This is a genomic window from Yaniella soli (assembly GCF_054782375.1).
The window spans coordinates 34,559-60,821 of the sequence record NZ_BAAGSP010000004.1 but is presented as its reverse complement, the minus strand read 5'-3'; the positions used below and the strand labels follow the sequence as shown (position 1 = coordinate 60,821).

General features: G+C 55.9%; 25 protein-coding genes and 1 tRNA gene. 9 read left to right on the top strand and 17 right to left on the bottom strand.

Features of this window, described 5'->3' with window-relative positions; translation table 11 throughout:
* Nucleotides 1-25: 25 nt before the first annotated feature.
* Both ACYVJT_RS03145 and ACYVJT_RS03140 read right to left on the bottom strand, forming a co-directional pair.
* Nucleotides 26-1,225, bottom strand: coding sequence for an AI-2E family transporter (locus ACYVJT_RS03145; RefSeq protein ID WP_343955590.1), 1,200 nt, complete (start codon nucleotides 1,223-1,225; stop codon nucleotides 26-28).
* 142 nt (nucleotides 1,226-1,367) lie between these two features.
* Nucleotides 1,368-2,252, bottom strand: coding sequence for a Bax inhibitor-1/YccA family protein (locus tag ACYVJT_RS03140; RefSeq protein WP_343955592.1), 885 nt, complete (start codon nucleotides 2,250-2,252; stop codon nucleotides 1,368-1,370).
* A gap of 201 nt (nucleotides 2,253-2,453) precedes the next feature.
* Between ACYVJT_RS03140 and ACYVJT_RS03135 the strand changes: the two genes are divergently transcribed.
* Together ACYVJT_RS03135 and ACYVJT_RS03130 are read left to right on the top strand one after the other, a co-directional pair.
* Nucleotides 2,454-2,999 carry a hypothetical protein gene (locus ACYVJT_RS03135; protein ID WP_343955594.1) on the top strand — a complete coding sequence of 182 codons (546 nt, stop codon included), beginning with the start codon at nucleotides 2,454-2,456 and terminating at the stop codon, nucleotides 2,997-2,999.
* Nucleotides 3,000-3,020: 21 nt separating this feature from the next.
* Nucleotides 3,021-3,587, top strand: a complete 567-nt coding sequence (locus ACYVJT_RS03130; protein WP_343955596.1) for a hypothetical protein — start codon at nucleotides 3,021-3,023, stop codon at nucleotides 3,585-3,587.
* A 69-nt stretch (nucleotides 3,588-3,656) separates the two neighbouring features.
* Here ACYVJT_RS03130 and ACYVJT_RS03125 read toward each other — a convergent pair whose 3' ends face one another.
* From ACYVJT_RS03125 to eno, 10 genes are all read right to left on the bottom strand, one after another.
* Complete coding sequence (locus tag ACYVJT_RS03125) at nucleotides 3,657-4,520, bottom strand: 3-hydroxyacyl-CoA dehydrogenase family protein (RefSeq protein WP_343955598.1); 864 nt, start codon at nucleotides 4,518-4,520, stop codon at nucleotides 3,657-3,659.
* Between the two features lie 639 nt (nucleotides 4,521-5,159).
* Nucleotides 5,160-6,245 carry an HTTM domain-containing protein gene (locus ACYVJT_RS03120; RefSeq protein WP_343955600.1) on the bottom strand — a complete coding sequence of 362 codons (1,086 nt, stop codon included), beginning with the start codon at nucleotides 6,243-6,245 and terminating at the stop codon, nucleotides 5,160-5,162.
* The gene (locus ACYVJT_RS03115) at nucleotides 6,242-6,937 is read right to left on the bottom strand and encodes a DUF5819 family protein (RefSeq protein ID WP_499418105.1); all 696 of its coding nucleotides are present in this window, start codon (nucleotides 6,935-6,937) and stop codon (nucleotides 6,242-6,244) included. The genes ACYVJT_RS03120 and ACYVJT_RS03115 overlap by 4 nt, the downstream gene beginning before the upstream one ends.
* Before the next feature lie 190 nt (nucleotides 6,938-7,127).
* Nucleotides 7,128-10,094 carry a choice-of-anchor G family protein gene (locus ACYVJT_RS03110; protein ID WP_343955604.1) on the bottom strand — a complete coding sequence of 989 codons (2,967 nt, stop codon included), beginning with the start codon at nucleotides 10,092-10,094 and terminating at the stop codon, nucleotides 7,128-7,130.
* 832 nt (nucleotides 10,095-10,926) lie between these two features.
* Nucleotides 10,927-11,003 (bottom strand) — tRNA-Leu (locus tag ACYVJT_RS03105).
* Nucleotides 11,004-11,125: 122 nt separating this feature from the next.
* Complete coding sequence (locus ACYVJT_RS03100) at nucleotides 11,126-12,535, bottom strand: NAD(P)/FAD-dependent oxidoreductase (protein WP_343955606.1); 1,410 nt, start codon at nucleotides 12,533-12,535, stop codon at nucleotides 11,126-11,128.
* Nucleotides 12,536-12,585: 50 nt separating this feature from the next.
* Complete coding sequence (locus ACYVJT_RS03095) at nucleotides 12,586-13,959, bottom strand: S8 family serine peptidase (RefSeq protein ID WP_343955608.1); 1,374 nt, start codon at nucleotides 13,957-13,959, stop codon at nucleotides 12,586-12,588.
* Between the two features lie 2 nt (nucleotides 13,960-13,961).
* Nucleotides 13,962-15,554: a DUF501 domain-containing protein gene (locus tag ACYVJT_RS03090; protein WP_343955610.1), complete on the bottom strand. Its 1,593-nt coding sequence runs from the start codon at nucleotides 15,552-15,554 to the stop codon at nucleotides 13,962-13,964.
* Between the two features lie 9 nt (nucleotides 15,555-15,563).
* Nucleotides 15,564-16,316 carry an FtsB family cell division protein gene (locus tag ACYVJT_RS03085; protein WP_343955612.1) on the bottom strand — a complete coding sequence of 251 codons (753 nt, stop codon included), beginning with the start codon at nucleotides 16,314-16,316 and terminating at the stop codon, nucleotides 15,564-15,566.
* Between the two features lie 203 nt (nucleotides 16,317-16,519).
* Entirely contained in the window at nucleotides 16,520-17,800 is a 1,281-nt protein-coding gene (gene eno / locus ACYVJT_RS03080) for a phosphopyruvate hydratase (protein ID WP_343955614.1), read from the bottom strand.
* A 171-nt stretch (nucleotides 17,801-17,971) separates the two neighbouring features.
* Between eno and ACYVJT_RS03075 the strand changes: the two genes are divergently transcribed.
* From ACYVJT_RS03075 to ACYVJT_RS03065, 3 genes are read left to right on the top strand one after another with little or no spacing between them, the layout of a single operon-like run.
* A complete protein-coding gene (locus ACYVJT_RS03075) occupies nucleotides 17,972-18,694 on the top strand; it encodes a phospholipase D-like domain-containing protein (protein WP_343955621.1) in 723 nt (240 codons plus the stop codon).
* Complete coding sequence (locus ACYVJT_RS03070; RefSeq protein WP_343955623.1) at nucleotides 18,694-19,200, top strand: phospholipase D-like domain-containing protein; 507 nt, start codon at nucleotides 18,694-18,696, stop codon at nucleotides 19,198-19,200. Before ACYVJT_RS03075 ends, ACYVJT_RS03070 begins: the two co-directional genes overlap by 1 nt.
* Nucleotides 19,201-19,238: 38 nt before the next feature.
* Nucleotides 19,239-19,970 carry a GAF and ANTAR domain-containing protein gene (locus tag ACYVJT_RS03065; protein WP_343955625.1) on the top strand — a complete coding sequence of 244 codons (732 nt, stop codon included), beginning with the start codon at nucleotides 19,239-19,241 and terminating at the stop codon, nucleotides 19,968-19,970.
* A 12-nt stretch (nucleotides 19,971-19,982) separates the two neighbouring features.
* Here ACYVJT_RS03065 and ACYVJT_RS03060 read toward each other — a convergent pair whose 3' ends face one another.
* Nucleotides 19,983-21,452, bottom strand: a complete 1,470-nt coding sequence (locus ACYVJT_RS03060; protein ID WP_343955627.1) for a class I SAM-dependent RNA methyltransferase — start codon at nucleotides 21,450-21,452, stop codon at nucleotides 19,983-19,985.
* Nucleotides 21,449-21,760, bottom strand: a complete 312-nt coding sequence (locus ACYVJT_RS03055; protein ID WP_343955629.1) for a hypothetical protein — start codon at nucleotides 21,758-21,760, stop codon at nucleotides 21,449-21,451. The genes ACYVJT_RS03060 and ACYVJT_RS03055 overlap by 4 nt, the downstream gene beginning before the upstream one ends.
* Before the next feature lie 203 nt (nucleotides 21,761-21,963).
* On the opposite strand from ACYVJT_RS03055, the gene ACYVJT_RS03050 reads away from it, so the two are divergent.
* The 4 genes from ACYVJT_RS03050 (at nucleotide 21,964) to ACYVJT_RS03035 (ending at nucleotide 23,395) form a co-directional block, all read left to right on the top strand.
* On the top strand, nucleotides 21,964-22,161 hold the full coding sequence (locus ACYVJT_RS03050) for a hypothetical protein (protein WP_343955631.1): 198 nt from the start codon (nucleotides 21,964-21,966) through the stop codon (nucleotides 22,159-22,161).
* A 218-nt stretch (nucleotides 22,162-22,379) separates the two neighbouring features.
* Nucleotides 22,380-22,844, top strand: a complete 465-nt coding sequence (locus ACYVJT_RS03045) for a hypothetical protein (RefSeq protein ID WP_343955633.1) — start codon at nucleotides 22,380-22,382, stop codon at nucleotides 22,842-22,844.
* On the top strand, nucleotides 22,828-23,130 hold the full coding sequence (locus ACYVJT_RS03040) for a transcriptional regulator (protein ID WP_343955635.1): 303 nt from the start codon (nucleotides 22,828-22,830) through the stop codon (nucleotides 23,128-23,130). Before ACYVJT_RS03045 ends, ACYVJT_RS03040 begins: the two co-directional genes overlap by 17 nt.
* 4 nt (nucleotides 23,131-23,134) lie before the next feature.
* Nucleotides 23,135-23,395: a DNA translocase FtsK gene (locus ACYVJT_RS03035; RefSeq protein ID WP_343955637.1), complete on the top strand. Its 261-nt coding sequence runs from the start codon at nucleotides 23,135-23,137 to the stop codon at nucleotides 23,393-23,395.
* A 15-nt stretch (nucleotides 23,396-23,410) separates the two neighbouring features.
* Here the strand turns inward: ACYVJT_RS03035 and ACYVJT_RS03030 are convergent, their stop codons facing one another.
* The 3 genes from ACYVJT_RS03030 to ACYVJT_RS03020 all read right to left on the bottom strand — a co-directional run bounded on the left by ACYVJT_RS03030 (nucleotide 23,411) and on the right by ACYVJT_RS03020 (nucleotide 26,256).
* The gene (locus tag ACYVJT_RS03030) at nucleotides 23,411-24,931 is read right to left on the bottom strand and encodes a SulP family inorganic anion transporter (protein ID WP_343955639.1); all 1,521 of its coding nucleotides are present in this window, start codon (nucleotides 24,929-24,931) and stop codon (nucleotides 23,411-23,413) included.
* A 97-nt stretch (nucleotides 24,932-25,028) separates the two neighbouring features.
* On the bottom strand, nucleotides 25,029-25,391 hold the full coding sequence (locus ACYVJT_RS03025; RefSeq protein ID WP_343955641.1) for a MerR family transcriptional regulator: 363 nt from the start codon (nucleotides 25,389-25,391) through the stop codon (nucleotides 25,029-25,031).
* 157 nt (nucleotides 25,392-25,548) lie between these two features.
* Complete coding sequence (locus ACYVJT_RS03020) at nucleotides 25,549-26,256, bottom strand: MazG nucleotide pyrophosphohydrolase domain-containing protein (RefSeq protein WP_343955643.1); 708 nt, start codon at nucleotides 26,254-26,256, stop codon at nucleotides 25,549-25,551.
* Nucleotides 26,257-26,263 lie beyond the last annotated feature (7 nt).

The window sequence follows — 26,263 nt, the reverse complement described above, 5'->3', positions numbered from 1 at the left end:
CACAACGGTGTTCTTCGGTGGGATTTTAAGCTGGTTGTTCTGTGGGTGGGCCAGCCGACTGACTGGGTTCCGGTTCGGGGTCCGGGTCTTCCAGCCATGGTTTCTTCGATAAGTATTTTACAAACGCGTTGATAAACGCCATCACTGGCACAGCAAAGACGGCACCGACCAGTCCCATGGTGGCGGTACCTGCGGCCACGGCCAAGAAGACTGCCAACGGGTGGAGGTTCACGGCTTTGCCCATCACGAGTGGCTGCAGGACGTTTGATTCAAGTTGCTGGACGCCCAACACGACCGCCAACATCAGCAGCGCGTTCACCCAGTCATTGGCGACCAGGGCGAGCAGCACGGCGATACCACCGGTGAGGAAAGCACCAACGATGGGGATGAATGCCCCCAGAAAGACGAGGACACCCAGGGGCATGGCTAATGGTACGCCTAGTAGCCACGCGCCCATGCCGATACCGACGGCATCGACGAAGGCCACGAAGATTTGGACGCGGACGTATGAGCCGAGTGCGCCCCAGCCGGCGTAGCCTGCACCGTCCACCGCACGGCGGTGGATGAACGGTATGAAGTTGAGCAAAAAGCTCCAGATTTTCGGGCCGTCTTTCAAAAAGAAAATCAGCGCAAAGAGCGCCATGACAATGCCAGCAAGGATGTTTGTTGCTGTGGAGCCGAAATCGAGGGCTCCGGAGACGATTGCACCGGAGTTTTCTTGCAGTGTGTTGGTGACATCACCGAGGAGTTCTTGGTAATCCAGGTTTTCAAACGATAAGCCCCAGGATTCAACCAGCGCGATCAGGTCTCGGATACCTGCCATGACGGAGGCCTGCATCGTGGCGAAACCCGCCGCCAACTGTTGGCCAGCTACGGTGAGGAGCGCGACAACGACCATGGTGAGCAAGGCGGTCAGCGTGAGCGAGGATAGCACCGGTGGAAATTTGAGTTTCAACAGGAACCGGTGGGCCGGCTGCAGCAGTGTCGCAAGTAACGCGGCGATCAGGACGGGAATAATCAGTAAGGAGACGTGAGAGAGCAACCAGACTGCTACTGCGGTCATTGCGATGATGAGCAGCACACGCCAGGACCAGGCAGCTGCAACCACCACTCCGTAGGGCAAGTCTGTGGCAAGTTTCTCTTGGACACGTTTGGAAATCACCGTCTTCGGCTTCTTGCTATCAGCTGGTTTATTCCCAGCCGACGACGTTGATGGTGTGGTCACACGGTCTCCTTTGTCCAGCTGTTGCCTAGCGTAATCCTTGGCTGGAAGTGGATTGGCTATATTCCTTCAGAATACAACGGTGGCCGGCCCCCGTTTGGGAACCGGCCACCGTTGTATGTAAAGCGAGTTACGCGAGGGCTTCCTAGTCTTGGTTGAAGATCGCCAGAATACGCAGGATCTCAACGTAGAGCCAGACCATAGTGGTCGCCAGACCGAATGCGGCAGTCCACGAGTAACGCTCTGGAGCGCCTGCACGGACACCTTCTTCAATCGAGGTGAAGTCCATGACCAACGAGTAGGAGGCCAAGAACACGGCGAGCAAGCCGATAGCGATGCCCAACCAGCCGGAACGCATGCCGAACATGCCGTCAATGGCACCGGTGATCATGAGCACAAAGTTCAGCACGCTAAAGAGCAGGTACCCGACCATCGCAATCATGACGATGCGAGTCATCTTTGGAGTCGCACGGACCTTACCGGAGCGGTAGAGCGCCAGTACAACGGCGAATACCGACAAGGTCGCAAGGACAGCTTGGAAAGCGATGCCTGGCCAGCGCTGATCGAACATTGACGACAGGCCGCCCAGGAATACACCCGTGGCAACCGCATAGATCGAAATCATTGCCGGTGACGGTTCGCGCTTGAAGGCGTTGATCAGACCAAAGACGAAGCCGACGCCCGCCGCAATAAAGTAGAGACCGGCGTTTTCCACCGGGGTGGCGAAGGTCCAGCCGAAGACGGCGCCTGCCACGAGCATCAAGAAGACCAAGCTCGTGCGGTTGATCACCGAGCCATAGGTCATGCGGCCGGTATCAGCCGCTGTGGCCGATGGCTGCTGGTACATCTGGGCCAGCTGCTCGGAGCTCATGTTGCCGGGGTCGCCGGTCTGTGGTGCCTGGCCAACGGAACCTGTTGGCTGGCTCTGCTGAGCCTGACCTTGTGCATACTGGTAACCAGCATGCTGTTCCTGCCGGGCCTGCTGTACAGGCTCCTGGAAGGCCTTTGAACGGAATACGGGGTTGGGCATGCCAATCCTTTCTCGACAATCCCACCGGCTAGGAGGTCCGGTAGGCATATCACAATCGTCCTCTAGCCTAATGCCACAACCACGTCATTGCACGCCAAAGCATAAGTTTTTGACAAAAATTCACATTGCGCGGAGCGTCTTCCTTCGTATGCAAACCCCGTAAGCTGAGTAAGAACCGGATGTAGATGCGAAAGGACCGTTTTGAGCCAGCAGCAAGCACAGCAAAAACCACCGTCAAAATTTCCGCAATATATTGCGCCTATCATTATTTTGATCTTGGCTGCCGGTGCGGCAATCTACGGCGTGCTCTGGTCCATGGACGAATCAAATAACACCGCCTCGAACGATGCTGCAACAACAGATCAAAGCGAGCAACCAGCGCAACCCGATAACTCGGCCCATCCGGCAGATGTAGAACAAGAATTCCCCGAAGCTGACGCATCACAACACGAAGCACTGGCAGCCGCTCGGTCGGAATTGGAGCTCTATGTTTTATCTGAACACCAGCTTCAGCTCGTGCTAGCTGACCCACAGTTCGGCTACGAATTGGAACAAGATGCAATAGACTTTGCCGTGGAAAATGTAGCCGTTGATTGGAATGAGCAGGCACACCAATACGCGGCGGCGACACTGAACGAATTCCCTGACGTTGAAGTAACTGATCTTCAAGAAATTATGGTGAATGATCCTGAAGGTCCCCAGTTCACTGAGGAACAAACCGAGTATGCTCTATCGCAACTGGACTAACGACGAGCTATTGAGGAAGCCATGACGAGTCAAGATCATCCCACACCCGAGGACTCCCAGCCTGCTGCCGACTCGTCCGCGTCATTCGCTCCGCCTCCCCCGCTGCCGAGTGTCCCCGGAGATACCGACATTGAAGATGAGAACGACGACGATTTCGAAGGCGTCGGTCTTGCCACCGAGATGGTCTTTTCAGGTCAGCAACGCGAAGCCCTGCGCAGCGGATCAGCTTATGAGCACCTCGACACCGGAGAACTATCCTCCGACGACGCCGAGACAAACTACGACGACGTACAGCATACGACGCAGCTGATTATTGGCGAAGAACCAGTTGCCGCACGTCCTATTCCGCCAATACAGCAACAGCCACAGCCCACCTCGTATAGCCAGCAGTCATACGCGCCCGCACAAACCCAGCCGCCGGCCGCACACCGATCTGCGGAGAATGCCGCACAGCAGCATTACTCCCAGGCGACCGGTTCTTCAAACGAACCATTTGCCATCACCATGATGATTGTCTTGGGAATCGTCGCACTCGGAGTCTTCGGGGTGTTAGGGCTGCTCATCTACCGTGTGCTTGCTGGCGGATAGCCACACAAAAAAATCTGGGCCCTACCACCGGATACTTGGCGGTACGACCCAGATTGCTAAAAACACAGCTTATTTGCTGTAGTCGTAAAATCCTTTACCGGTCTTTCGACCAAGGTTGCCGTCGTCAACGAGCTTCGTCAGGGTCGGGCTGACCTCATTGACGAGCTCATCGTTAGGCTCCTGTGCCGCCAACTTTTGGATACCGTGATTGATATCAACACCCACCAGATCCATGAGCGTGAACGGCCCCATCGGGTGGCTCAGGCCTTCTTTGATCGCTGTATCGATGTCTTCGACCGAAGCATAGCCGTCCTCATAGAGGTGGAGCGCTTCGCCAACGATAGCCATCAGGATACGGTTCACAATGAACCCAAAGATTTCCTTTTCGACGACCACCGGGGTCTTGCCCAAGGCTTTAGCCAGCTCTAAGGAGCGATCCAGGGTTTCCTGATGGGTGTGTTCGCCGCCTACAACTTCAACCAGTGCCATCTGCAGTACCGGGTTGAAGAAGTGCACGTTGCACACGCGCTCAGGGTGTTTGAGTCCTTCAGCCAATTTCGAAGAAACAATCGACGAGGAGTTCGAGGCGAGAATAGTTTCTGGAGCCGCAACGGCGTCAAGATCAGCGAATAGTTGCTGTTTGATCTCTAGATCCTCGACAATCGCTTCAACGACGAACGAGGAGTTTTTGACTGCAGTATCGCGATCGGTGGTGAATTCCAGGTTGTCGAAACCAGTCTCGACGGCTTCTTCACTCACGCGCTGACGCTCAATCAGGCGGCCGGTCGATTTTTTGAGCTGCTCGCGGGCGTTCTCGAGGAAACGCTCCTCGACATCCACGAGGTAGGTTTGGAAACCACTCATTGCTGCAACGAACGCAACTTCGCGGCCCATAGTGCCGCCGCCGATCACAGTGATCGCAGATTCTTTCATATTGCTTCTTTCCTAATTTCTTTGGTCAATTCTTCGGAAATCATTCTACGGATCGAATCTGAATACAACGTTTGAGCAGCTGATTATTCACTGACGAAAGTGAACAGCACCACTGTTAGTGAGCTACTGCTGCAAGATGATCGCCCAAGAATGCTTTCTGGTCTTCAGGGATTGGTTCCGGTCGATGATCGGGACCCACGTTGATATAGACGACCCGCGACTCAGCGGTGAGCTCTTCGTTTTGGTAGGCCTGCTCGTGCAGCGTAAACGAACTCGTACCGATCCGTTCGACCTGAATCTCGACAGTGACTCAGGTGCCAAGACGAGTTCCCGGTGAAAAGTAATCGTGTATTCCTTGATCATCAACGGGAACGCGGTCGCATCATTCGGATCCATAAACGCATCAAGCAATTCGTGCCGAGCTTCTTGGAACCAGGCCGGTAAGACCGTGTTGTGGACATGACCGGATGGGCCCAAATCATCGATTCTCGGCAGGACGCTGGCTGTTATCAATGCTATTCCTCATGGTGTTTGGGGTTACAGACAAAGCGACGACTCATGCCACCTTTTGTATTTCTGCGCTTCTTTCCCTCACGGGAGCTCCAAGGACCCAAGACTGCCGAGGAGGCCTCGCTGAAACTAAGTTCTGGACGGTTGTTCAACTTTTGCCTCGGCTTGGTCCTCTGACGCAGAGCTAGGTTCGGACGTTGTCTTGGACTTTGGTCGAACTCTGGTCCATATTGATCGCCACACCCCACTCAGCCACGCTTGAATAGTCAACCATGTGCCGCTTGAGACAAGAACTGCGTCTGCTGAAGCCATGATGCCAGAGAAGAACGGCAGCCCCATGATCACTGCGATTCCAAGGTGCATCCCCAAAATCGAAACGAGTGCGATACGCCGCGTAATCGGATGGAAGAGCAGAAACGGGGAGGCAATCTGGACAATCACTGTGCCATAAGTGGCCAGGGTGACAATCCAAGAATTGTGGGTGAGTAAATCACTGAGCCAGGGAAAAACGCCGTACGCTTCAGACTGCAGAGGATAATAAACCGCAGTGCCATTTTCCCATAGCGCTCCCTGAACCTTATAAACACCGGCTTCAAAATAGACGATACATAGTTGGGCTACTACCACGCACAGGGCTACGTTGTGCAGTACTGTGCCAAACTCCGTCTCACGCTTTTCCGCAGCGCCATGTTTCCGCTGGCGAAACCAGTTGTCCAGGGACCAACGTTTCGAAAGATCAGCAAAGATTAGATAGATCAACATGATCCGAATAAAGTAATTGCCCCCATCTGAGATTGGGGTGTTCTGTGCATTAATTGCAGTGTAGAAAATGAATAATAGGGGTGTGATAAATCGAGTGCGCCAGCCTACTACGAAAGCTAACGCCAACAGGATGGCAACAATGTACCACCCCATGAAAAATGGAGTGCTCGCGCCTTCCAGAATATTCAAGGGCCATTTATACCCCAGAACGTCACGGTATGGTGCAAAATAGGCCGCGCCCGGTCCCCAGATTTTGAGTGCAATGGGTAGGTTGAACAGTAGCCATCCAAGAATAAATGATCCTGACGCAATGCGCATGACCGCAAACCCATAAGAGGAGTGGCGACTGGATATGAACCAATCATAGATTCGCCCGACAAGCTTCTTCGGCCAATGTTTGTTGGCGGCAGTCCAACGTCTAATACTTGGTGCGGGATCAGAAGAGACGCTCATTTCCAAACCTCCATCGTGTCTTCATCGAAGGTTTGGGCATCGCGCCAACCAATGTACATTCGGTTCTCTGCCTTCTCCTCGGGTGGATTGTGCCGCTCACTGAAGTCAGGGACGGCTCCTCTTACCAGTTGAATCTCCACCATAGAGACTCCACCCCATTCAGACAGAGCATATAACGAGGCAAACCCCACAGCTGAATCTTCTAACCGCTGGTAAAGGCGTACATCGGACAGTTCACCGTCCGGAATGCTTTCGGCTGCATCAGCGGAGTAAACGTCCACTCCGAAGGGAGGCTCACCCAGTACTGCTGGTTGGGCAACTTCCTGACGCAGATCATCATTCAGGTCTGACATAGCACCCCATAGTCGGCCGACAATAGCTTTCGACTGCCGGGTTTCTCGGTTCGCAAAGATATTTCCCGAGAGGCTTTCCATCTCTTCGGCCGTGACATTGTGCCATTCTGTAAACTCAGCACCTGCATCACTTCCCTCGGCACAAACCTCAGGGCTGGACGTGCAACCTCGGACGACTAGATATTCATCTTGTGAATAGGGTCCTGGCGCAAAAAGGTTCCAGCCCTGGTCCAGCGGCCCCAAGAAATATCGGTTCAATTCCGGCTGCAAGGACGTCTTGATGGGAGTTGAGGGACCTGTGAACGCAAGCGTAGCTGCAATGTGCCCTGCTCCCACCATCGCCGCAACCACAAGCACGATCAGTGTCAACGCTCTTGGTCTCCGTTTAGTTGGCGTCATCTGTTCATCGCTTTCGATCTTCCGGCAGGACGGATGCCTGCCAGCTTGTCCTTAACGTGCGAATGGAAGGAGCCGTCACGAGCTGTGACGGCCCCTCCCAGTTCAATCACCAGTTCAGTGAACTGCTGTACTACTTCGCAGTAGCATTCCTTCTAGCGCGGACTACAAGGAGCGTACCAAGGAACAGCAAGAGTGCTGCACCCAAGACGTATGCCAGTGTAGTTGCACCGGTGGAGGCGAGAGTCGATCCGCCGGCTTGGCTGCTCGAGCCGCTTCCGTTACTTGTATTGTCGCTACTGTTTACAGCAGCCGATCCGTTAGCACCTGAATTACCGGTGCCGTTGGAATCGTTGTTGTCTCCGGTATTCACGTCGGTGTTCTCACCAGTGTTCTCCGAGGTATTGTCCTCAGTATTCACATCCGTGTTATCCGAGGTGTTGTCCTCAGTATTCACATCCGTGTTATCCGAGGTGTTGTCCTCAGTATTCACATCAGTGTTATCCGAGGTGTTGTCCTCAGTATTCACATCAGTGTTATCCGAGGTGTTGTCCTCAGTATTCACATCCGTGTTATCCGAGGTGTTGTCCTCAGTATTCACATCCGTGTTATCCGAGGTGTTGTCCTCAGTATTCACATCCGTGTTCACATCAGTGTTATCCGCATCATTCTCAGCAGTATTCACATCAGTGTTATCCGCATCATTCTCAGCAGTATTCACATCAGTGTTATCCGAGGTGTTGTCCTCAGTATTCACATCAGTGTTATCCGAGGTGTTGTCCTCAGTATTCACATCAGTGTTATCCGAGGTGTTGTCCTCAGTATTCACATCAGTGTTCACATCGGTGTTATCCGCATCATTCTCAGCAGTATTCACATCAGTGTTATCCGAGGTGTTGTCCTCAGTATTCACATCCGTGTTCACATCGGTGTTATCCGCATCATTCTCAGCAGTATTCACATCAGTGTTATCCGCATCATTCTCAGCAGTATTCACATCAGTGTTATCCGCATCATTCTCAGCAGTATTCACATCAGTGTTATCCGAGGTGTTGTCCTGAGTATTCACATCCGTGTTCTCACCAGTGTTCTCCGAGGTATTGTCCTCAGTATTCACATCCGTGTTATCCGAGGTGTTGTCCTCAGTATTCACATCCGTGTTATCCGCATCATTCTCAGCAGTATTCACATCAGTGTTATCCGAGGTGTTGTCCTCAGTATTCACATCAGTGTTATCCGCAGTGTTTACTTCGGTATTGTCTGCCGTGTTGTCATCAGTTGAATCGTCGGCTGCAACAGTAAAATCGACCGAATCAGTGGTCGCACCGTCAGTTGCGGTAACTGTGTAGTCACCAGGTTCAACGTCCTCGAACTGTGTGGTCCAAGAACCATCCGCTTCAGCGGTTACTTCGGAGGTTTGGTCTCCAAGTGTGACATCGAGAGTGGCGCCCGGCTCGGCAGTACCAGTCACAGGTACGGATGTCCCTGTGATGGTTTCGCCGTCACTGGGATCGGTGATTTGAACAGGCTCTGCTTCTTCTGCGACTGTGCCACGAACGGTTGATGAGGCGATATTGACCTGTGCCAGCTCTGTTGCAGGCAATAGCGTCACCTGAAGCGCACGCACCGTGGAGGTGCCTGGACCCAGGTCTCCTTCTTCAGGTTGTGCATTGACAGTCACTGCGACAACTTGGTTGACGACTCCGAGTACAGGACCTACAACCTCAGTAGCTAGTGGACCAGTAATGTCATCGACGACAGATTCAAGATCAGTCAGGACGTCCAAGGTTTCACCAAGCGTACCGCCCACAAGGTTGAATATCAGGTCACCAAGCTGGCTCTCCGAGCCTAGCCCCAACGCATCAAGGACAGGCCCGAGGAGGTTGCCAAGTAGGCCACCATTGATATCAATCGCGACAGTATTCTCAGCTTCACCACTCAATATATCTGCCAGATTCGCATTAAGCGTTATATCAATGGTACCCAGCGCCCCACCAAGAGCTTCCAATTCAACGTCGAGACCGAGTTCCGTCGCCTCGATTGTGTCCTGAAGGTTCGTAACGATCTCGGTGACAACATCGGTAACAGCTTGAGTGACACCATCGGTAATTGCCGCGATCACTTCACCGCTCAGCAATTCTGAGTTTGCCGGCATCTCGTTAAGGTTGGGCAGACTATCATCGGAAGCAAGGAGCGTTCTCAGATCAACGTTGACCGCGCCAGTGGTGAGATCAACTGTGACGCCGCTTGATTGACCGATGACCTCATCAGGCAGTAACGCAGATAGATCTGGAGCACGGAACGTAACGTCCGTGCTCAGGCTTGCCACGAGACCCAGGTCAAGACCTTGTGACAGTGCATTTTCTAGAGTCCCACCCAGGCCATTCAGAGTTCCCTGAAGACCATCAACAGTAGTTAACAAGGAGGTGTAGATATCGCCAACGGCAGGGCTCTCTAAGTTCAGAGTTGCTCCGGCCACCTGGTAATCAGATACAGCTTCGCCGCCTTCTAACTGCTCAATGTTTGAAGAGAGGGCACCGAGTTCGAGACTCAGGTCCGAGACAAGGCCTTCTGTACCAGCTGGCAGCAACGCATCAAGATTGAGTGAGGCGTCAGAAGGATATGAGTCAGAACCGCCTACAGCAATTGCGCCCTGGTCAGTTACAGCACCAGAAGCAGCGTATGCGTCACCGGAATCCTGAGCCTCGGCGTATTGGTTAACAGCTCCCAGCTGGATGACGCCGTTTTCGCCAAGCAACTGAAGACCATCGCCGAGATCGATGTTTAGTGCGTTTAGCACTTCTACACCCAGCGGGTTCGTCACTAGTGGATTTTCACCACTCGGGTTCTCTGCCAATGCGCCTTGAACTTCTGCAAGGTCATCAAGATTAACGCCTAGGGCTTGTCCGCCTAGGAATTTACCGAGCGCTTCGGAGTCATCGTCGGGCGCTGCAGCAGCAGGTGCTGCGCCGCCAACTGTCAGTCCAACGGTTGTAAGAATAGTAGTGGCGAGCGCGCCGGTGCGTTTCCAGAATCCGGTTGGTCGCCTTCGAGGTTTGTGAGTGTTGAGCCCTAAAGGTTCTTCAGGTGGAGTGTCCACAGAGGTCCTTCCGATTAGCAATATTGAACCGTTCAGGCATCCGTTGAGGATGCATGACGCGCTCTTCGACTAGGTCAGTCAACCGAGACGCGCGATCAGGCGGCGATGGATGCCAACCGGTCAGGTATGGCACATCACCACAAAGCAAGTTAGCACAATGACTCAGCAAAAACTCAGCAATTTCTAGGCTCGCAGACAGATTGAACCTTAAACAGTTTATCTACGATGCGATTGAATGAAGTGTGAAGCAAATGTTTCACGCGGTTTCTTTTCCGCGTTTTTAACCGCGCGCAGTCTCCTTCAGACCGAAGTAATCGAGGCATGAAAGCGACCCGTCGCGACAATATTCCAGACCTGGCGAGTGAAAGTCTTCCAGACTTGGCGTTCCCACAAATAATCACGGCGAGTTGCTACATCAGGCGGCCGTGCTCAAAGAATTAGCATCCCGATCTTTCAGCGCGGCGTTCGAACTGCGGGGTCACCGCATGTGCACCGAGTATCTCAAGCTCACCGGAAAGCTTTGCTGCCTGGGATGCTTGCGCGAGAATCGCTTCGCTCGTCCACGATGACACCGGGGTTCAAAAGGGCTGCCTGCGCAAGCGATCTCGAGCTGTCCATCACACGTGAAAGTTGCGGACGCCCGTATCGCGTGGAGTTCAAACCTCTCACCGGACACGATTGCGTTCGTCGCACCGTGCTGCCAGCTACCGCAGCGCACGCGACACTACCAAAGGTGATGACGAAATTCTGGCCGCGGATATCCAGCTGCTTGGCTCAGGCACGACAAAGCCCCTTCTTCCAGAAGAAGATCCAAATGAAGGGGCAAATGTGTTGGTGCCTCCGATGGGACTCGAACCCATAACACAGCGATTTTAAGTCGCTTGCCTCTACCTATTGGGCCACGGAGGCGCACTCGAACATTTAGAGTTTAGCGCATCAGGTACCGTTCGACACAAAATGCGAACCCGTAATACTCGAACGTGCATCACGGCCCACTGGTTTTCCCAGCGGACCGCGATAGTTGACTCTATTTAGGCGTCAGATGCTTCTTTTTTGACATCCATACGGTTTGGCAGGCGTTCTAGGCCGGCTGCTTCACGGAATGCGTTGTGTGGTGTTTCGAGTTCTTTGACTTGAGTGGTGTCTTTACCGAAGATGATTTCGTTGATCCAGCCGCCCAAGACGCGTGAGCTGCGCTCCAAGGATGGCATCGCGTAGTTGTGATAGAAGCGGTGTCCAAGCCATGCGGCAACACCGGAGAGTTCGATACCCAGTGGGTTCCCGACACCCTTACCTACGCCCATACCGGCAACTGTGCCCAGCGACTTGTGGTAGTACTCTTCAACTGCACCTTCACCGAAGCGAACTGCCATGAGGTTCTCGGCCAGGCGTGCTGCCTGACGTCCAGCGTGCTGCGCATTTGGTACACAGAAGCCACCTGGGCCGTCACCGGTCAGGTCTGGTACAGCGGCAACGTCGCCGGCTGCCCATGCACCTTCGGCCACGCCACCTTGACCGTCAGAAACCTGCAGGGTTGGGGTGACTTCGATGCGGCCGCGTTCTTCGACTGGGAAGTCGGTGGACTTGGCCAGTTTGTTCGCTGCAACACCTGCGGTCCATACCAAGGTGTCGGCATAGAAGGAGCCAGCGTCGGACTGGTCTGACATGTTGACCAGTTTCAGGTGGTTATCAACGGCGGAGGAGAGCGAGGTGTTCAACAGCACCTCGATACCGCGGGCACGGAATTCTTCTACAACGGCTTCGGCTTGTTCTTCGGTGACCTCTGGCATGATGCGGCCCATTGCTTCGATGAGTACAACGCGTGCATCGGATTGTGCCAGACGTGGGTTCTTGGAGATTGCGGTGCGCACGAGGTCTTCGATTTCACCGATCAGCTCGGCACCGGCGAAGCCACCACCGACGACAACGAAGGTCATGGCGCGACGACGCTCGTCTGCATCCGTCATGAGTGCAGCGGATTCGATGCGCTCCAGAATTTGGTTGCGCAGCGAGACGGCTTCTTCAATACGCTTCAGACCGATGCCTGCTTCGCCGAGGCCTTCAATTGGGAACACGCGGCTGTCAGCACCGGCGGTGACGACAACATCTTGGTATGGCAGATCGAAGGTCATACCTTCTGGGCCTTCGATGGTCGCCGTTTTACCGGCGTGCTTGATTTCAACCACTTTGCCCTGGATGACTTCGGAGTGGCGCAGGTGGCTGCGCAGGTCGACCAGTGCGTGGCGAGCTTCGATCGAACCGCCGACGACTTCTGGCAGGAAGGGTTGGTAGGTCAAATACGAGTTTGGATCCACCACGGTGACGATGCCGCCACGATCGCGGATCTTTTTCTGTAGACGTTTGGCGACGTGATAACCGCCGTAACCACCGCCTACAACGAGAACACGGGGCTTAGGAGAAAGATGAGGAGTAATAGCCATACTGTCTACCTTAGTGGTCTTGAACGAACTTTGTGAAGTTTTTACCAAAGTCACGAATTACGCTGTGATGTTGCGCGTTTTCTGAGCATAAATATTGTGGTGGCAACCCCGCTAAGCAACAGCACACCGAAGCCAATAATCACGATGGGCTGCAGGATAGCGGGTTCTTCTTCGGGTGGTGCTGCTTCGGGCACCTCGGTTGGATAGTCGATGGGGCCGGCCGCTTCGCGTTCTTCTTCCTGGCCATCGGTCTCGTCGATTTCACCGCGTCGGTGCAGGGTGATCCATTCTTCCATGGAGCCCATCGGATTCTCACTGACCGTGTCAACATCGGCGGTCAGCGCCGCTTCAGCATCCATGATGCCACGCCCATACAGGTTGTCGTCACCGGCACTGCCGGTATCTTCGGCTGTGGCAAGGATGCGGTTGATGACCTGCGGGGCAGACAGATCTGGATTATCGGAACGAATGAGGGCCGCCAGTCCTGCGACAAGCGGTGAGGCTCCAGAAGTCCCTGACCACTGGGTGTAGTCATCGCCCGGCACGGCACCGATCAGTGGGTCAGCCGGTGCGGCGACCCCGATGGTAATACCCTGTGTTGAGGCGTCCCAGGAGGCGCTGCCGTCTTCTTCGAGTCCAGCGACTGTCAGCACGCCGGGGATGGTAGCGGGAGCACCGACCACATCGGAACCGGAGGCTCGGTTTCCTGCGGCCACGACGACCACGACGTCGTTCTGCTCGGCATGGAGGAACGCGTCGTCCCACGAGGTTGGCCAGTCTTGTGCTTGGGAGGCCAGCGAGATGTTAATGACGTCTGCGCCATTATCCACCAGCCAGGTCACACCGTTGGCAATTTGTTCATCAACTGATGGCACGCCTTCTACGGTGTCATCCAGTAGGACCGAAACCGAGAGCAGCTCAACTTCTGGCGCGGTACCAAGCACTCCGTCGGTGCCGTACTCGTCGACGGGTGCGACCTCTTCTGGCTCTTCGCTTGGCTCATCACTGGCTTCGTCGTCGGTGTTCTCATCATCTGAGTCCTCGTCGGCGTCCTCGTCCTCGGAGTCGTCTTCGTCCTCTTCGGTTTCGGGTGGGTCTCCGTGACCGTGCCCCGCAATAAGCGAGGCGACCTGGGTGCCGTGGGTCGGATCCGGGCCCATCGGTGTGGTGCCATCGGCTTCTCCGGTGCCCGAGGCATCGTAACCACCGACCACTTGTCCATCGAGATCCTGGTGTGTGCTGTCGACACCAGTGTCGATGATGCCTACGGTGACGTCTTCGCCACGGGAGGTCTCCCAGGCGGTGGTGAAGCCGTAGTCATCTAACCAGTATTGGTCATCGCGCCATTGGTCAGCCGCTGCAGGCGTCGCGAGCAGGGCCGTCAGCGCAATACCGGTGAGCCCGGCAAGTGCTTGTTTGTACATGATTACCTTAGAAGTGACAGTGCGATGCCGTCGAGAATATCTTTTTCGCTGGTGATGGCTCGTGTCACGGTGTTGTTCGTGGCCGCCCGGATGTGGTCGAGCAGTTGCGCCCAAATGACCGCACCGGCACCGATCACATCGACGCGCCCTTCGTGCATGAAACCGTATTGGCTGCGTTCTGCTCGCGTCTGACCGATGATGGTCTTCGCGGTGTCGGCAATCTGGTCGATGTCGAGTTCTGCGCCGTGGATGGCCGTTGGATCATAGGCATCCAGCTGCAGTGCTGCTGCAGTGATGGTCGTAATGGTCCCGGCTACGCCGACGACTGCATCCAAGGTCGTGAAGTCGAAGGCTTGCGGATCGAGTTCACCAAGGCGTTGCGCGAACTCGTCGTGGGCCGCGGCGAGCTGGTCTTTGGTTGGCGGATCATCGAATTGGTATCGCTCGTGGAAGCGCACACATCCCACATCCATGGAGGTTTGGGCGCTAATCGTCGCCGCACCGTCGGCGGGGTCAATGGTGCCCAGCACGATCTCGGTCGAGCCGCCGCCTAGGTCGACGACGGCAACGTTGATCGGCCGGTCCCAGCGCGAGGTATCTAGCGCGGAGGCTGCCCCGGCGAAGGTGAGTTCTGCTTCGGTGACCCCAGTGACAACTTCCGGTGTGGCGTGGAGCCGTTGGCGAATGCCCGCGACAAATTCGTCCCGGTTGGAGACATCACGCGATGCCGAGGTGGCGATAAATCGCGTCGGATGGGCGCCGTGCCGGGTGATTTCACGAGCGTAGTCATCGACTGCAGCAAAAGTGCGTTCAAGAGCCTCGGGGGCGAATTCCCCGGTCTGATCGACACCTTGGCCCAATCGGACGATGCGCATATCGCGGTGCAGCTCTTCGACCCCGTGCTCGGTGTCCTTCGCGATGAGTAAGCGGATGGAGTTGGTGCCCGCATCGATGGCGGCCACCGGTCCGGTCCCGGCCTCGTCGTATTGGATCGGGTTGGTTTGGCCCGACCGGCGCAGGCGCTTCGTGTGTCGCGAGAGGTCTTTTTGTGGGGCGTCACCGGTGGTGTCCCAGGCGCCTTCACACCGGCACACGGCGGGATCAAAGTCTTCGCGCATGGCGTCCAGGGCTTCATCCCCCAGCGGGTTGGCGCCGCGCCCTTCGGCCAGCGCATGCCCGACGAGCACATGGATGCATTTCACCCGCTCTGGCATCCCGCCGGCGGTAATCCCTGCGATTTCGGGGACCGGGCCCACTCCGGCCTCTTCACCGATGCGTGCCCGTGCACCCAGATATTGTTCGTGGGCCTGGCGGTAAGCGGCAGCCAGGGCCTCGTCTTCGGTCAGCCGTTGGGTCATCTCGTCCATGACGCCAGCATTTTCTAACCGTGATGCGGCGGCGGTGGCGTGTGGGTGCGACAGATAAAACGTGGTGGGAAAGGGGATGCCGTTACTCAGTCTGGGTGCTGTGGTCACCACCAGCGGGTTGCCGCACACGCAGCGCGCCCCGATTTCTACGACATCGCGGACGGGTCGGCCCAGTTGCCTCGACAGGGTATCAAGATCTTGGGCGGTTGGGTGTTTTTGATTGGTCACGTACTTCCTTTATTCCTGACCGGATGACAATACTGAGCCCCACAGGCGATCAGCCCAGCCCATTTCGACATGTTCATCAAGCGCAGCGACACCGGGTTCGGGAGCCAGGGTGTTTTCGTCGTCTTCATCGATGACCATGTACTTCCGCTCCCCCGGCATGACCATGTTAAATCGTTCGCGGGCCTGCTGTTCTACATAGGCGGGGTCTTCCCAGCGTTGTAGCTGGGTTTCTAATTCTTCCTGGCGCTCGTTTTCGCCTGCTAGCTGCTGTTGCGCGTGAGTAATGTCAGATTGTTGTTCTAACAACATCTGTAACGGCTGAGCCATGATGAGTGCGGCGATGAACAGCACGGCTAGTAGCGCAACGGTGCGTCCGGAGAACTGTCGTGCCGGTTCCGGATCGTCCTCAAATGAGGCGGCACGGTCTTGACGATCCCAGATGTCATCGTCGATACGTTTGGTGTTGCGGTTTTTCGGTTTCTTATCCGTCTGTTGTGCTGTGCGCAGCAGTTTCTCACGCATTTTCGACCGCGGCGCAGGCTGCACGTCTTCATCGTCAGGGGCTGGATCTGCTGCTCGACGCTTGCCCGGCTTGCTTGATGTTTCCTTGGTGGCAGCCGGCTTGTCTTTTTTCCCCGCTGCTCGTTCGGCAGGTGTCTTGGCAGCAGACGGTTTGTTGATGCTGGTGACGGGCGCTGGGGCATCGGTGATCACAACATCGTCGTCGTGCTCATCTTTTGGCGGTGGCGCACTTTTGGGCATGCGCGGCTTCTTTACCACGTTGTCGTCACCTCCCGGCAGCCTCGTGCAGTCTCTCTAGTGTAAAGGCCACCCGGGTGGCTTTCCGTGTTCCAACACCGTTTTCGCGTGCATTCTCAGCCAGTATTCAGAATCTGAAACGCCGCTGACACACCAACACCGCGGCCGGTTCGTGCGCAGCCGCGGTGTGTGGGTGGCGTCTTGCGTTAGTTGGTCAGGCGAGGAAACGCACCGGCGCCGGCGTAGCGTGCTTGGTCGCCGAGTTCTTCTTCAATGCGCAACAGCTGGTTGTACTTGGCAACCCGGTCCGAACGTGCTGGCGCACCGGTTTTGATCTGACCGGCGTTGGTCGCAACCGACAGGTCAGCGATGAAGGTGTCTTCTGTTTCGCCAGAGCGATGCGAGATCACACAGGCAAACGTGTGCGCCTGCGCCAGGCGAATGGTTTCGAATGTCTCGGTCATGGTGCCAATCTGGTTGACCTTGACCAACACCGAGTTGCCGGCCTTCTCATCGATGCCGCGCTGCAGGCGGGTGACATTGGTGACATAGAGGTCATCGCCCACTAGTTGGACGGTGTCGCCCAGTTTGGCGGTCAGTTGACTCCAGCCGTCCCAGTCTTGCTCGTCGAGTGGGTCTTCGATGGAGATGATTGGGAAGTCGGCTACCAGCTGCGCGTAGTAGTCGATCATCGCCGCAGCATCGCGCTGTTCACCTTCGAAGTTGTATGCACCATCGGTGTAGAACTCAGAGGACGCCACGTCCAAGCCCAGTGCGATGTCTTCACCGGCGGTGTAACCGGCTTTTTCAATGGCTTCCACGATGACTTCCAGCGCCTGACGGTTGGAACCAAGCTCTGGTGCGAAGCCGCCTTCGTCACCCAGCCCGGTGCCCAGGTTGTTTGCTTTCAGCACGGACTTCAGGCTGTGGTAGACCTCGGTCCCCCAGCGCAGTGCTTCACCAAAGGATGCGGCGCCGATGGGTAGCACCATAAATTCTTGGATGTCGACGTTGGTGTCGGCGTGGGCACCACCGTTGAGAATGTTCATCATCGGCACCGGCAGCACATGCGCGTTGGCACCGCCGAGGTATTTGAACAGTGGCTGATCGGTCGACGCCGCGGCAGCGTTGGCTACGGCCATGGAGACGCCCAGGATGGCGTTTGCACCCAGTTGGGATTTGTTTTCGGTGCCGTCAAGATCCAACAGGATCTGGTCAACATCGCGCTGCGACGTACCGTCAACACCGTAGAGCGAATCGGCCACCAGATTGTTGACGGATTCGATTGCACCCAGCACACCTTTGCCCAGGTACCGGTCGCCATCGCCGTCACGACGTTCGACGGCTTCGAATTCACCGGTTGAGGCACCAGATGGCACAGCGGCGCGTCCCAATGATCCGTCGGTCAGCAGCACTTCAACCTCAACGGTTGGGTTGCCGCGCGAGTCCAAAATTTCACGAGCATGGATGGCGTCAATAAAGGCCATGAGTGCAATCTCCTTGAAAAAGTGTGTGGTCACCGTTTGGGTGCCTCCGACATACAGTCACGCCCTAGTGTAGCGATGATGCACCGCTTGCACCGTAAATATGCTTGTGATGGCACCCACGGCAAACAACAAGTCTAGGCCGGTGCCGCGGTACAAACGTAGACTGCAAAGATGATCTCAAAAGTCCTCAAGGTCGCAGGTGTCACGGCTGCGGCGGCAGCAGCTGTGCACGTGGTGGTCGCAGCATCCTTAGTGACACTCGATGGGATACTGCACCGCAACCGTGAGAAACGGCGCGCTCCGAATCCGGGCACGTTCCATACGCAGCTCGATGAGTCAGCCCTGAGTATTTACACCTCCGGTGACGAGCTCTACGACGACATGATCGAGGCGATCGATGCCGCACAACACTCCGTGCAGATGGAAGCCTATATATGGAAAGCAGATGCGGTGGGGCAGCGTTTCACGAACACGCTCAACGCGGCAGCCCAGCGTGGCGTCCGGGTTCATGTGCTCTATGACGGCTTTGCCAATCTGGTCGTACCCCGTCGCTTCTATCGACAGCTCTCCGAACAGATCCACGTCGTACGACTGCCGGTCATTGGTCGACGATTCTGGGAAGGTCCTTTGCGCCACACCGGGTTTAACCATTCCAAGGTCTTGGTTGTTGATGATCACATCGGGTTCGTCGGCGGCTACAACATCGGTTCACTGTATGCCACCCACTGGCGCGACACCCACGTCCGGGAAATCGGCCCGGGAGCGTGGGGAATGCAGCAGGCGATTGCCCGGCTGTGGAACGAGATACATACTCCCCGGAGGCTATCGGCTGGTCCCCACCACCGACCTGGCACCCCGAAGTCCGTGTTGAGGCCAACCTGCCGGCCCAGCTGATGTATCCCATCCGGCAGATGTACCTGGACGCCATCGATCGAGCACGTGACTCCATCTGGCTGACGACACCGTATTTCATCCCGGATCAACAGATCGTCAAAGCATTGATCAAGGCATCACACCGCGGCGTCGATGTGCGGGTCATGTTTCCCAAGGAATCCAATCACGTCGTGGCCGACTGGGTTTCACGAGGATTTTATGGCCAACTGCTGGATGCCGGGATCACCATTCTGCTTTATGCCACCTCCATGATCCATGCCAAAACCGCTACCATTGACGGCCAGTGGGCCACCGTGGGAACAGCCAACATCGACCGGCTCGCGCTGTCATATAATTATGAGACCAATGTGGAGGTCATTGACCCGCGCTTCGCCGCTGAGATAGAAAAAATCTTCCTTGCAGATTCCACACACTGCGAGACCCTCAGCTCGACACAGTGGCGTCAGAGACACCCCATGTCACGGGCAATAGAGCTCGCGCTCATGCCACTGAGACCGTGGCTCTAACGCACTTTGACCCCTGAACGGCACCGAAAGGATCCATCATGGACTCAACTCCGGCCAATCCATCAGCAGCAGAATCGCTACACTCCCTTTTGGCAAGTAACCATGAGATCTCCGAATTTCTCAACGAGCTGGCCAAGCTCGCGGCATCACAAGTCATTGGTGGGGAGAACGCGCTCTGCGGAATCCTCCTGAGCCGCAACAAGCGCACCACGGTTGTTGGCCACAGCAGCCAGTACGCCAAGCAGTTGGACGAGATCCAAGCTGGCTTTGACGAGGGGCCATGCTTGGAAGCACAGGCGACCCAGATGGTGCTGCAAGTATCTGATGCGCGTCACGAGACCCGCTGGCCCGACTACATGGCGACGGTCCGAGATTCAGAAATACGCAGTGTTTTAGCGGTCCCGCTCACGCTTGATGACAAAGCCACGGGGGCGCTGAACTTCTACGCCATCAACACCGGCACATTCGACGAAGAAAGCATTGCTCACGCCCAACGCTTTGCTTCGCTGGCATCACTCGCCGTAACCGTCGCGTTACGTATTGTGATCTCCGAAGAAGTGGCTCAAGACCGCCAGAAGGCCATGGAGTCCCGGACCGCAATTGATATCGCGGTCGGGGTCATCATGGCTCAAAAAGCGTGCAGCCAAGAAGAAGCATTTGACATCTTGACCGAGGTCTCCAGCCACCAAAACATTAAAGTCCGCGACCTGGCTCGCAACCTTGTCGCTTCGATCGGCAAGACCCAACCGACGACGGTCTTCGAAGAGTGACCGCTCCCCTACTTATGGCTTGGTGAACACGCAGACGGATTCCATGTGCTGGGTATCTGGGGCCAGGTCATAGACCTCTACCGAGTCCAGCACCCACCCGTGGTAGTTCAGCCTGCGGGTGTCGCGAGCCAACGAGGCCGGATCACTCGAGACATAGATGATCTTTTCGGGAGTTAGTTGATCAATACGACCCAACACTGCTTTGCCAGCACCTTTGCGATGCGGGCTCATCACTACCGTGTCCACCTGACGATCGTTGAGTCCACCCGCCGTGAAATCGGCCTCGGGCTTGCGGTGCCAACTGTTCATCACACGGTTGATGTTCCCGTGCAGCACAGTAGCCTGTGGAACCTCGCGTAGATTGATCGAAGCGTCCTGACTGGTAGCCACCCCGTCTTCCACCGCGAGCACTGCCCCGTCGGCACCGACTGCTTCAGCTAGGTACCGAGAGAAGAGACCAGATCCAGCATAGAGATCGGCGACCGTCTGACCGGGCTGGGCGTCGGCGGCTTGCATCACTGCGTCAACCAGGGTGACCGGGCCATCGCGATGCGCAGGCCAACGACCATGACCCGACACGCGGAAGCTGCGTGTGCCGAAGAGTTCAGAAGCGACATCTTCTGCCACCCAGCTCTGCCCGCGTACCTGAGTGACCTTAATCTTCCGGCCACCTTTACCCGCCGGTGCGGAGACGACGACCGAGACATGCTGAGGTAAACCAGATACTGCTTCTCGCCAGTTCTCGACGTGCGTTGCAAGCGTCTCTTTGCTGTTGACGACGTTGGAGCGCGGGATGATATTAATCAACGCATCGCGACCGTGAGCTGGCGTCGTAACCTCGATGCGCGCGGCACCTGAAAAATCGAGGCCCCATAATCCCAAGGCATCCAATTGAGGAACTGCCAGAGGAACATTGCGCACCACAACCGGATTCAGACCGCGGTGTACAGGCATGCACAGTCGGCCGACCGGCGAGACCACGAACGTGTTGCGAGTGCGCCAATCTAACCCGTGGGCGCCGTCGGCTTCCACACCCTCAACCGAGATTTCCATATCGTCAACATTTTGCTTGCCGACGCGCACCATGGTGTCTCTGAAGACGTTAGCTTTGAGTCGCCTCTGGTATTCCAAAACAATATGACCGTATTCGGCTCCACTGACGGGTTCGCGTCCAAACGAGTGGGCCCGCAGCGAGTCTGCAATCTTCCACTGATGCGAACGACGAAACTCCGAGGCCCGGATAACTTCGACGGTATCGGCGAGCAAGAAGCGCTCTGATGGGCCGGTTTCGGTCAGTTGTGCGACAACAATTTCGCCCGGGATGGCGTGCCGTACAAAGACTGCGCGATCATCATGCTGGGCAACACAGTGACCGCCGTGGGCCATCGGGCCGACTTCCACGGTAAATTGCACCGGTTCTTGAGCTGGGTTTTGAGCATCAGCTGGTTCAGGCTGAGCGGCTGGGTTCATGGTATTTGTCATTTTGCTCCCTCGCGTAGGTACTCAACCCGCAGCGTATTCTGTGGCTCAATGATGCTGATGGCTGGCAGTGCAGTCTCAGCCTGGTAGTGGGAAACATAACGCTCAAGGCGCTGAACCCCACCGGTTTCAAGGTGCGCTACTTCCAGCAAATCGACGGTGACACTTGGGCATCCCGCAAGTGCCAACGCTGGATCAAGTATGTCGAAAAGAGAGGGGCAAGTCTCAGCCGTCAAACTACCCTTAGCTTTCACTAAAACTGGCCCTGGCAGTACATCTGCCTCCATGTGGACACTCAGTGTGTGCTCCACGATCCCTCCTTAAAAGCGGTATCGAATGAGCTCACTGCTGAACCAAGGTCAACTCTAGCGTAAAAACTAGAAAACGCAGAGTCAGGCGTCATTTCCCATTATTTTGAGGGCTTCATGGCATGCTTCCAAGCAATAGACGCGCGGCCTCGCGCGTGGATCTACAAAGGCTGGTGTGATTCGGTCAGAACTGACACCATGTCTGTATGAAGCGGAAACTCATTTTTGGACTTGCTCTCGTGCTGGCACTGACCGGCATTACGCTGGGCATACTGGTTGTCGTGACCGCCCACGACAGTGCGAATAATCTCAGCCCGCTCGCCGCCTCGGCATCGATGGGCGCGGTGCTGTTAATATTGGTCTATTCCCGACTCCGCAAGGCAGACCAGGCTGACCGCGAGTGACCGCGACATGCACGAAATCGAGCAATAAGCTCAGGTGGCGCACCTCGGGATGTACATGAGTTCGCGGAGACACCCTCAGATTTAGCGCGCACAGACTGCCTACCCCAGATAACAAAACACGAACTATTTCACTCTCATCGATTGTGGCAGCCCTCAAGATCACCTCTTGTTTTTCCAATGCGGAAACTCTAGACTTTCCATAACGGAAAGGGGACATCTTGGGTGGTCAAAACTCATGGTCTGAGGATTTCAACGCAGATAACGCGCTCACTGAGATTGAGCGAACGTCGGAAGGTATGGCCAGATCAACTGAAGTGCCCCCGATCTTGACGATTCTCTTCGTCGCATTGATCGCCACGATTTTCACACTATTGAATGTTGTTTCGTGGATCGGGATTCTAGGCCTCGCGTCGTTGGCAATCCCAATAGTGATTTGGTACTACTTCCTCATGAAAACGCGGCCGAAACCACGCACTGTGTTCAAACCTTCAGGGCCATATGTCGGATACTTCGCACTGATGATGATCACTGTGTATGCCGCCAGATTGTGGGAGCTAGGATCCGTAACCGAAGGCGCCCTGAAATGGCTGGCCTTATTCGGGGTATTGTGGTTCTGTGTCTCTCGTATGCAACACGAGGTCGTGAAGACCCGGGTAAAGGAAGCCAATGAGCGCCCAATCTAATGCGGGAGCATTCAATGAGCTGATCCATGCCCCGATGCGTTTACGGATCTGTGCCAGCCTTTCGCCACTTATGTGGGCCGAATTCGCTCAATTGCGTGACTCGCTAGACGTGGCAGACTCTGTGTTGAGTAAACATCTCAAGCAGCTCTCAGACGCAGGCTACGTCAGCACCCACCGGTTCCTAAAAGGCGGTCGAAACCATACTCGGGTTGCCCTGACGGCGAGTGGCCGTCAAGCCTACGTCCAACATGTCAACGCGCTACGCCAACTGACCGAAGAAAGGTGAGACATTGAACAGCAACGATATGGCGCTGACACTCCGAGCCACGGAACTTGTCGTAGCGTCACAATTCGGCTCGACGTCCATGTTGCAACGGAAACTCGGCGTCGGTCATGCCAAAGCCGAGTGGATCATGCGCCACTTGGAGTCCTATGGGATTGTGGGACACGCCCTGGAAAACACGACGCGCGACGTGCTTATCCTCACCGACAGATTAACGAGCACGCTTGATCGTCTCAAACGTGAGGACGATCCACCACACACTGACTAACTGGCCTGACGAATCTCACCCATCGGACTCGAGTCGGCCTGACATGCGCGCCCGCATGGCACGGCTGGCAACATTGAGCCCGATAATCTCGACGTGCTTGTCGTAGTGGTGATACTTGAGCATGACAGAATCGAGCGCTGCGATGGTCGAGGCATCCCAGAGGTGCGACTGCGACAGATCAATGACGATATGTTGTGGATCCGCTGCGTAGTCGAACAACGTGTAGAGATCATTCGACGACGCAAAGAACAGTTCACCGGTCACTGTATAGCGTGCCACCCCATCGTCGCCTTCACCCGCGACGGTCCGTGAGACTTTCGTAAACCGTGACACGCGCTGTGCAAACATAATCATCGCCGTCAGCACACCCAGCACCACACCGATAGCCAGGTTATTGGTGGCCACCGTACCCACGACCGTGACGATCATGACCGCGGTTTCGGATTTTGGCATGAACCCCAAGGTCGAGGGGCGAATCGAATGCCAATCGAACGTCGTAATCGACACGAATATCATCACCGCCACGAGAGCACCCATGGGCATCATCGCGACAATATCGCCCAGGCTCACCGACAGCACGAGAATCATCACGCCGGCCACAAAAGTAGAAATACGCGTCCTCGCACCGGAGGCTTTGACGTTAATCATCGTCTGGCCGACCATGGCGCAACCGCCCATACCGCCAAAGAAACCGGTAATCATGTTGGCGACACCTTGGCCCCATGATTCACGCGTCTTATTGGAGTGCGTATCGGTGACATCGTCGACGAGCTTTGCCGTCATCAACGATTCCAACAGCCCGACCACGGCCATCCCAAGCGCATAGGGCGCAATGATCTGCAACGTCTCCAGGTTCAGGGGCACATCCGGGATGAACAGGGTTGGTAGCGAATCCGGCAACTGGCCCTTATCACCGACGGTAGGTACGTCTAAGGCAAAGACCACGGCCACCAGCGTCAAAATCACGATGGCGACCAGGGGTGCCGGGATCGCCGTGGTGATTTTTGGCAGCAGGAAAATAATGACCAAACCAGCCGCGACCATCGGATAGACGAGCCAGGGCACACCGATCAGATCCGGTAGCTGTGAGGTAAAAATGAGAATCGCTAAGGCATTGACGAAGCCGATCATGACTGATCGCGGGATAAAACGCATTAACTTCGCAACACCCAGCACGGCCATGAGTACTTGCAAGACTCCAGCGAGAATGACTGCTGCAATGAAGTAGTCCATGCCGTGTGATTCCACCAGCGGCGCAATCACCAGCGCGGTGGCGGCCGTAGCCGCAGAAATCATGGCCGGACGTCCACCCACAAAGGCGATGGATACGGCCATGGTAAACGACGCAAAGAGTCCGATGGCCGGGTCGACCCCTGCGATCAGCGAAAACGCGATAGCCTCCGGGATCAGCGCCAGTGCAACGACGAGGCCGGCCAGTATTTCGGTTTTCAGTAGGCGTGGAGATTTGAGGGTATGCCACACTGATTGGCGTATTTCGGGCGCTATGTCGGGCGCCTCGTGAATCGTGACGGACAACGAGGGACTCCTATCGGACGTGATGCACCCCGGTCATTGGGTGAAATCGAGCAACACCACGAAACCCTACCCTAACGTAAGGGTAGAGTCACAACCCTTACGATAGGCGTTTGAGTACGTCGATGAGTTCATCGGCTTGGCGCAGTTTTCTCGCCATTTTGTCACGGGAGGCTTGAGCCCGGGCCAGATAATCTGCCAATTGGCTTTGATCCTCCGCGCCTTCGATGAGCCGCAGTATCTCGGCGGTTTCCTCCAGGCTGAACCCAAGTGGGGTAATCCAACGCACGTAGTTAAGGCGCGTGACATCCTCAGCGGTATACAAACGGAAGCCACCGTCGGATCGACCCGAAGGCGGCACAAGCCCTACTTGGTCATAGTGCCGGATCGTCCGGATCGATAGCTGGGTTCGTTCCGCCACTTCCCCGATCTGCATCGTGTCGGCGTTCATATCCGCTACCACGCGTCTCCTCCACCAATAGATGAGCGCACATGTCTTTATGCTGCACGCTTCCGACTATTGTACTGTCGTGCAATGAGCACGTCGCCCGGCGGGAAACAGTGCGTCTCGGCCGACGCCGGGTAGACCGCCCGCCATAACGCCTGACTATTGGGCGGTATTATCCGAGCTGACGCGTATATTGCCGCAGTTCGGCTTCCAGATCGATATCGTTCGCCCTGGCGGCTCGCACCAATTCGAAGAGCTGGGCCCCGACATCGTCGGCGGTCACATCTACGGAGCACGCCGTGGCGGTGGGCTGGTTACCGAAGGGATCGATCGTTTGCCGCCCGGCACGGTCAACAATCTTTGCGGCCGCTGCGAGCGCAGGCAGCCCCGGTGGCAGATCATATATCGATGAGGTTACCGCTTCCGTAGCAGAACTCTCGGCGGCTTTTTCGGCCTGTTTGATCTGTTCCCAGTTCTTTTCGACCTGGTCCACCGTGATCGCGCCCAGTTGTTCTTCAGACAGCAACAGTCCGTCGGCATCAAAGACGTGTGGATTACGACGGATCATTTTTTCACTGATCGCATCGGCCACCGAGGCGACGTCGAATGCCCCGGCCTGTTCCGCGATCGCCGAGTGCAGCGTCACCTGGAACAGCACATCGCCGAGTTCTTTGCGGAACTCGTCGTACGTGCCATCTTCCACAGCGCTCGCATCCCATCGATCAGCTGGGATCGATTCGATGACTTCCACGGCCTCGTAGGCTTCTTCGATGAGGTACTCGGTCAGCTGGTGGTGTGTCAGGTTCTGGGTCCACGGGCAGTATGTCCGCAGCTGTGCAGTGATCCAGACGAGGCGTTGTAGCCCTTGGGTCTCTTGCATCGAAGGA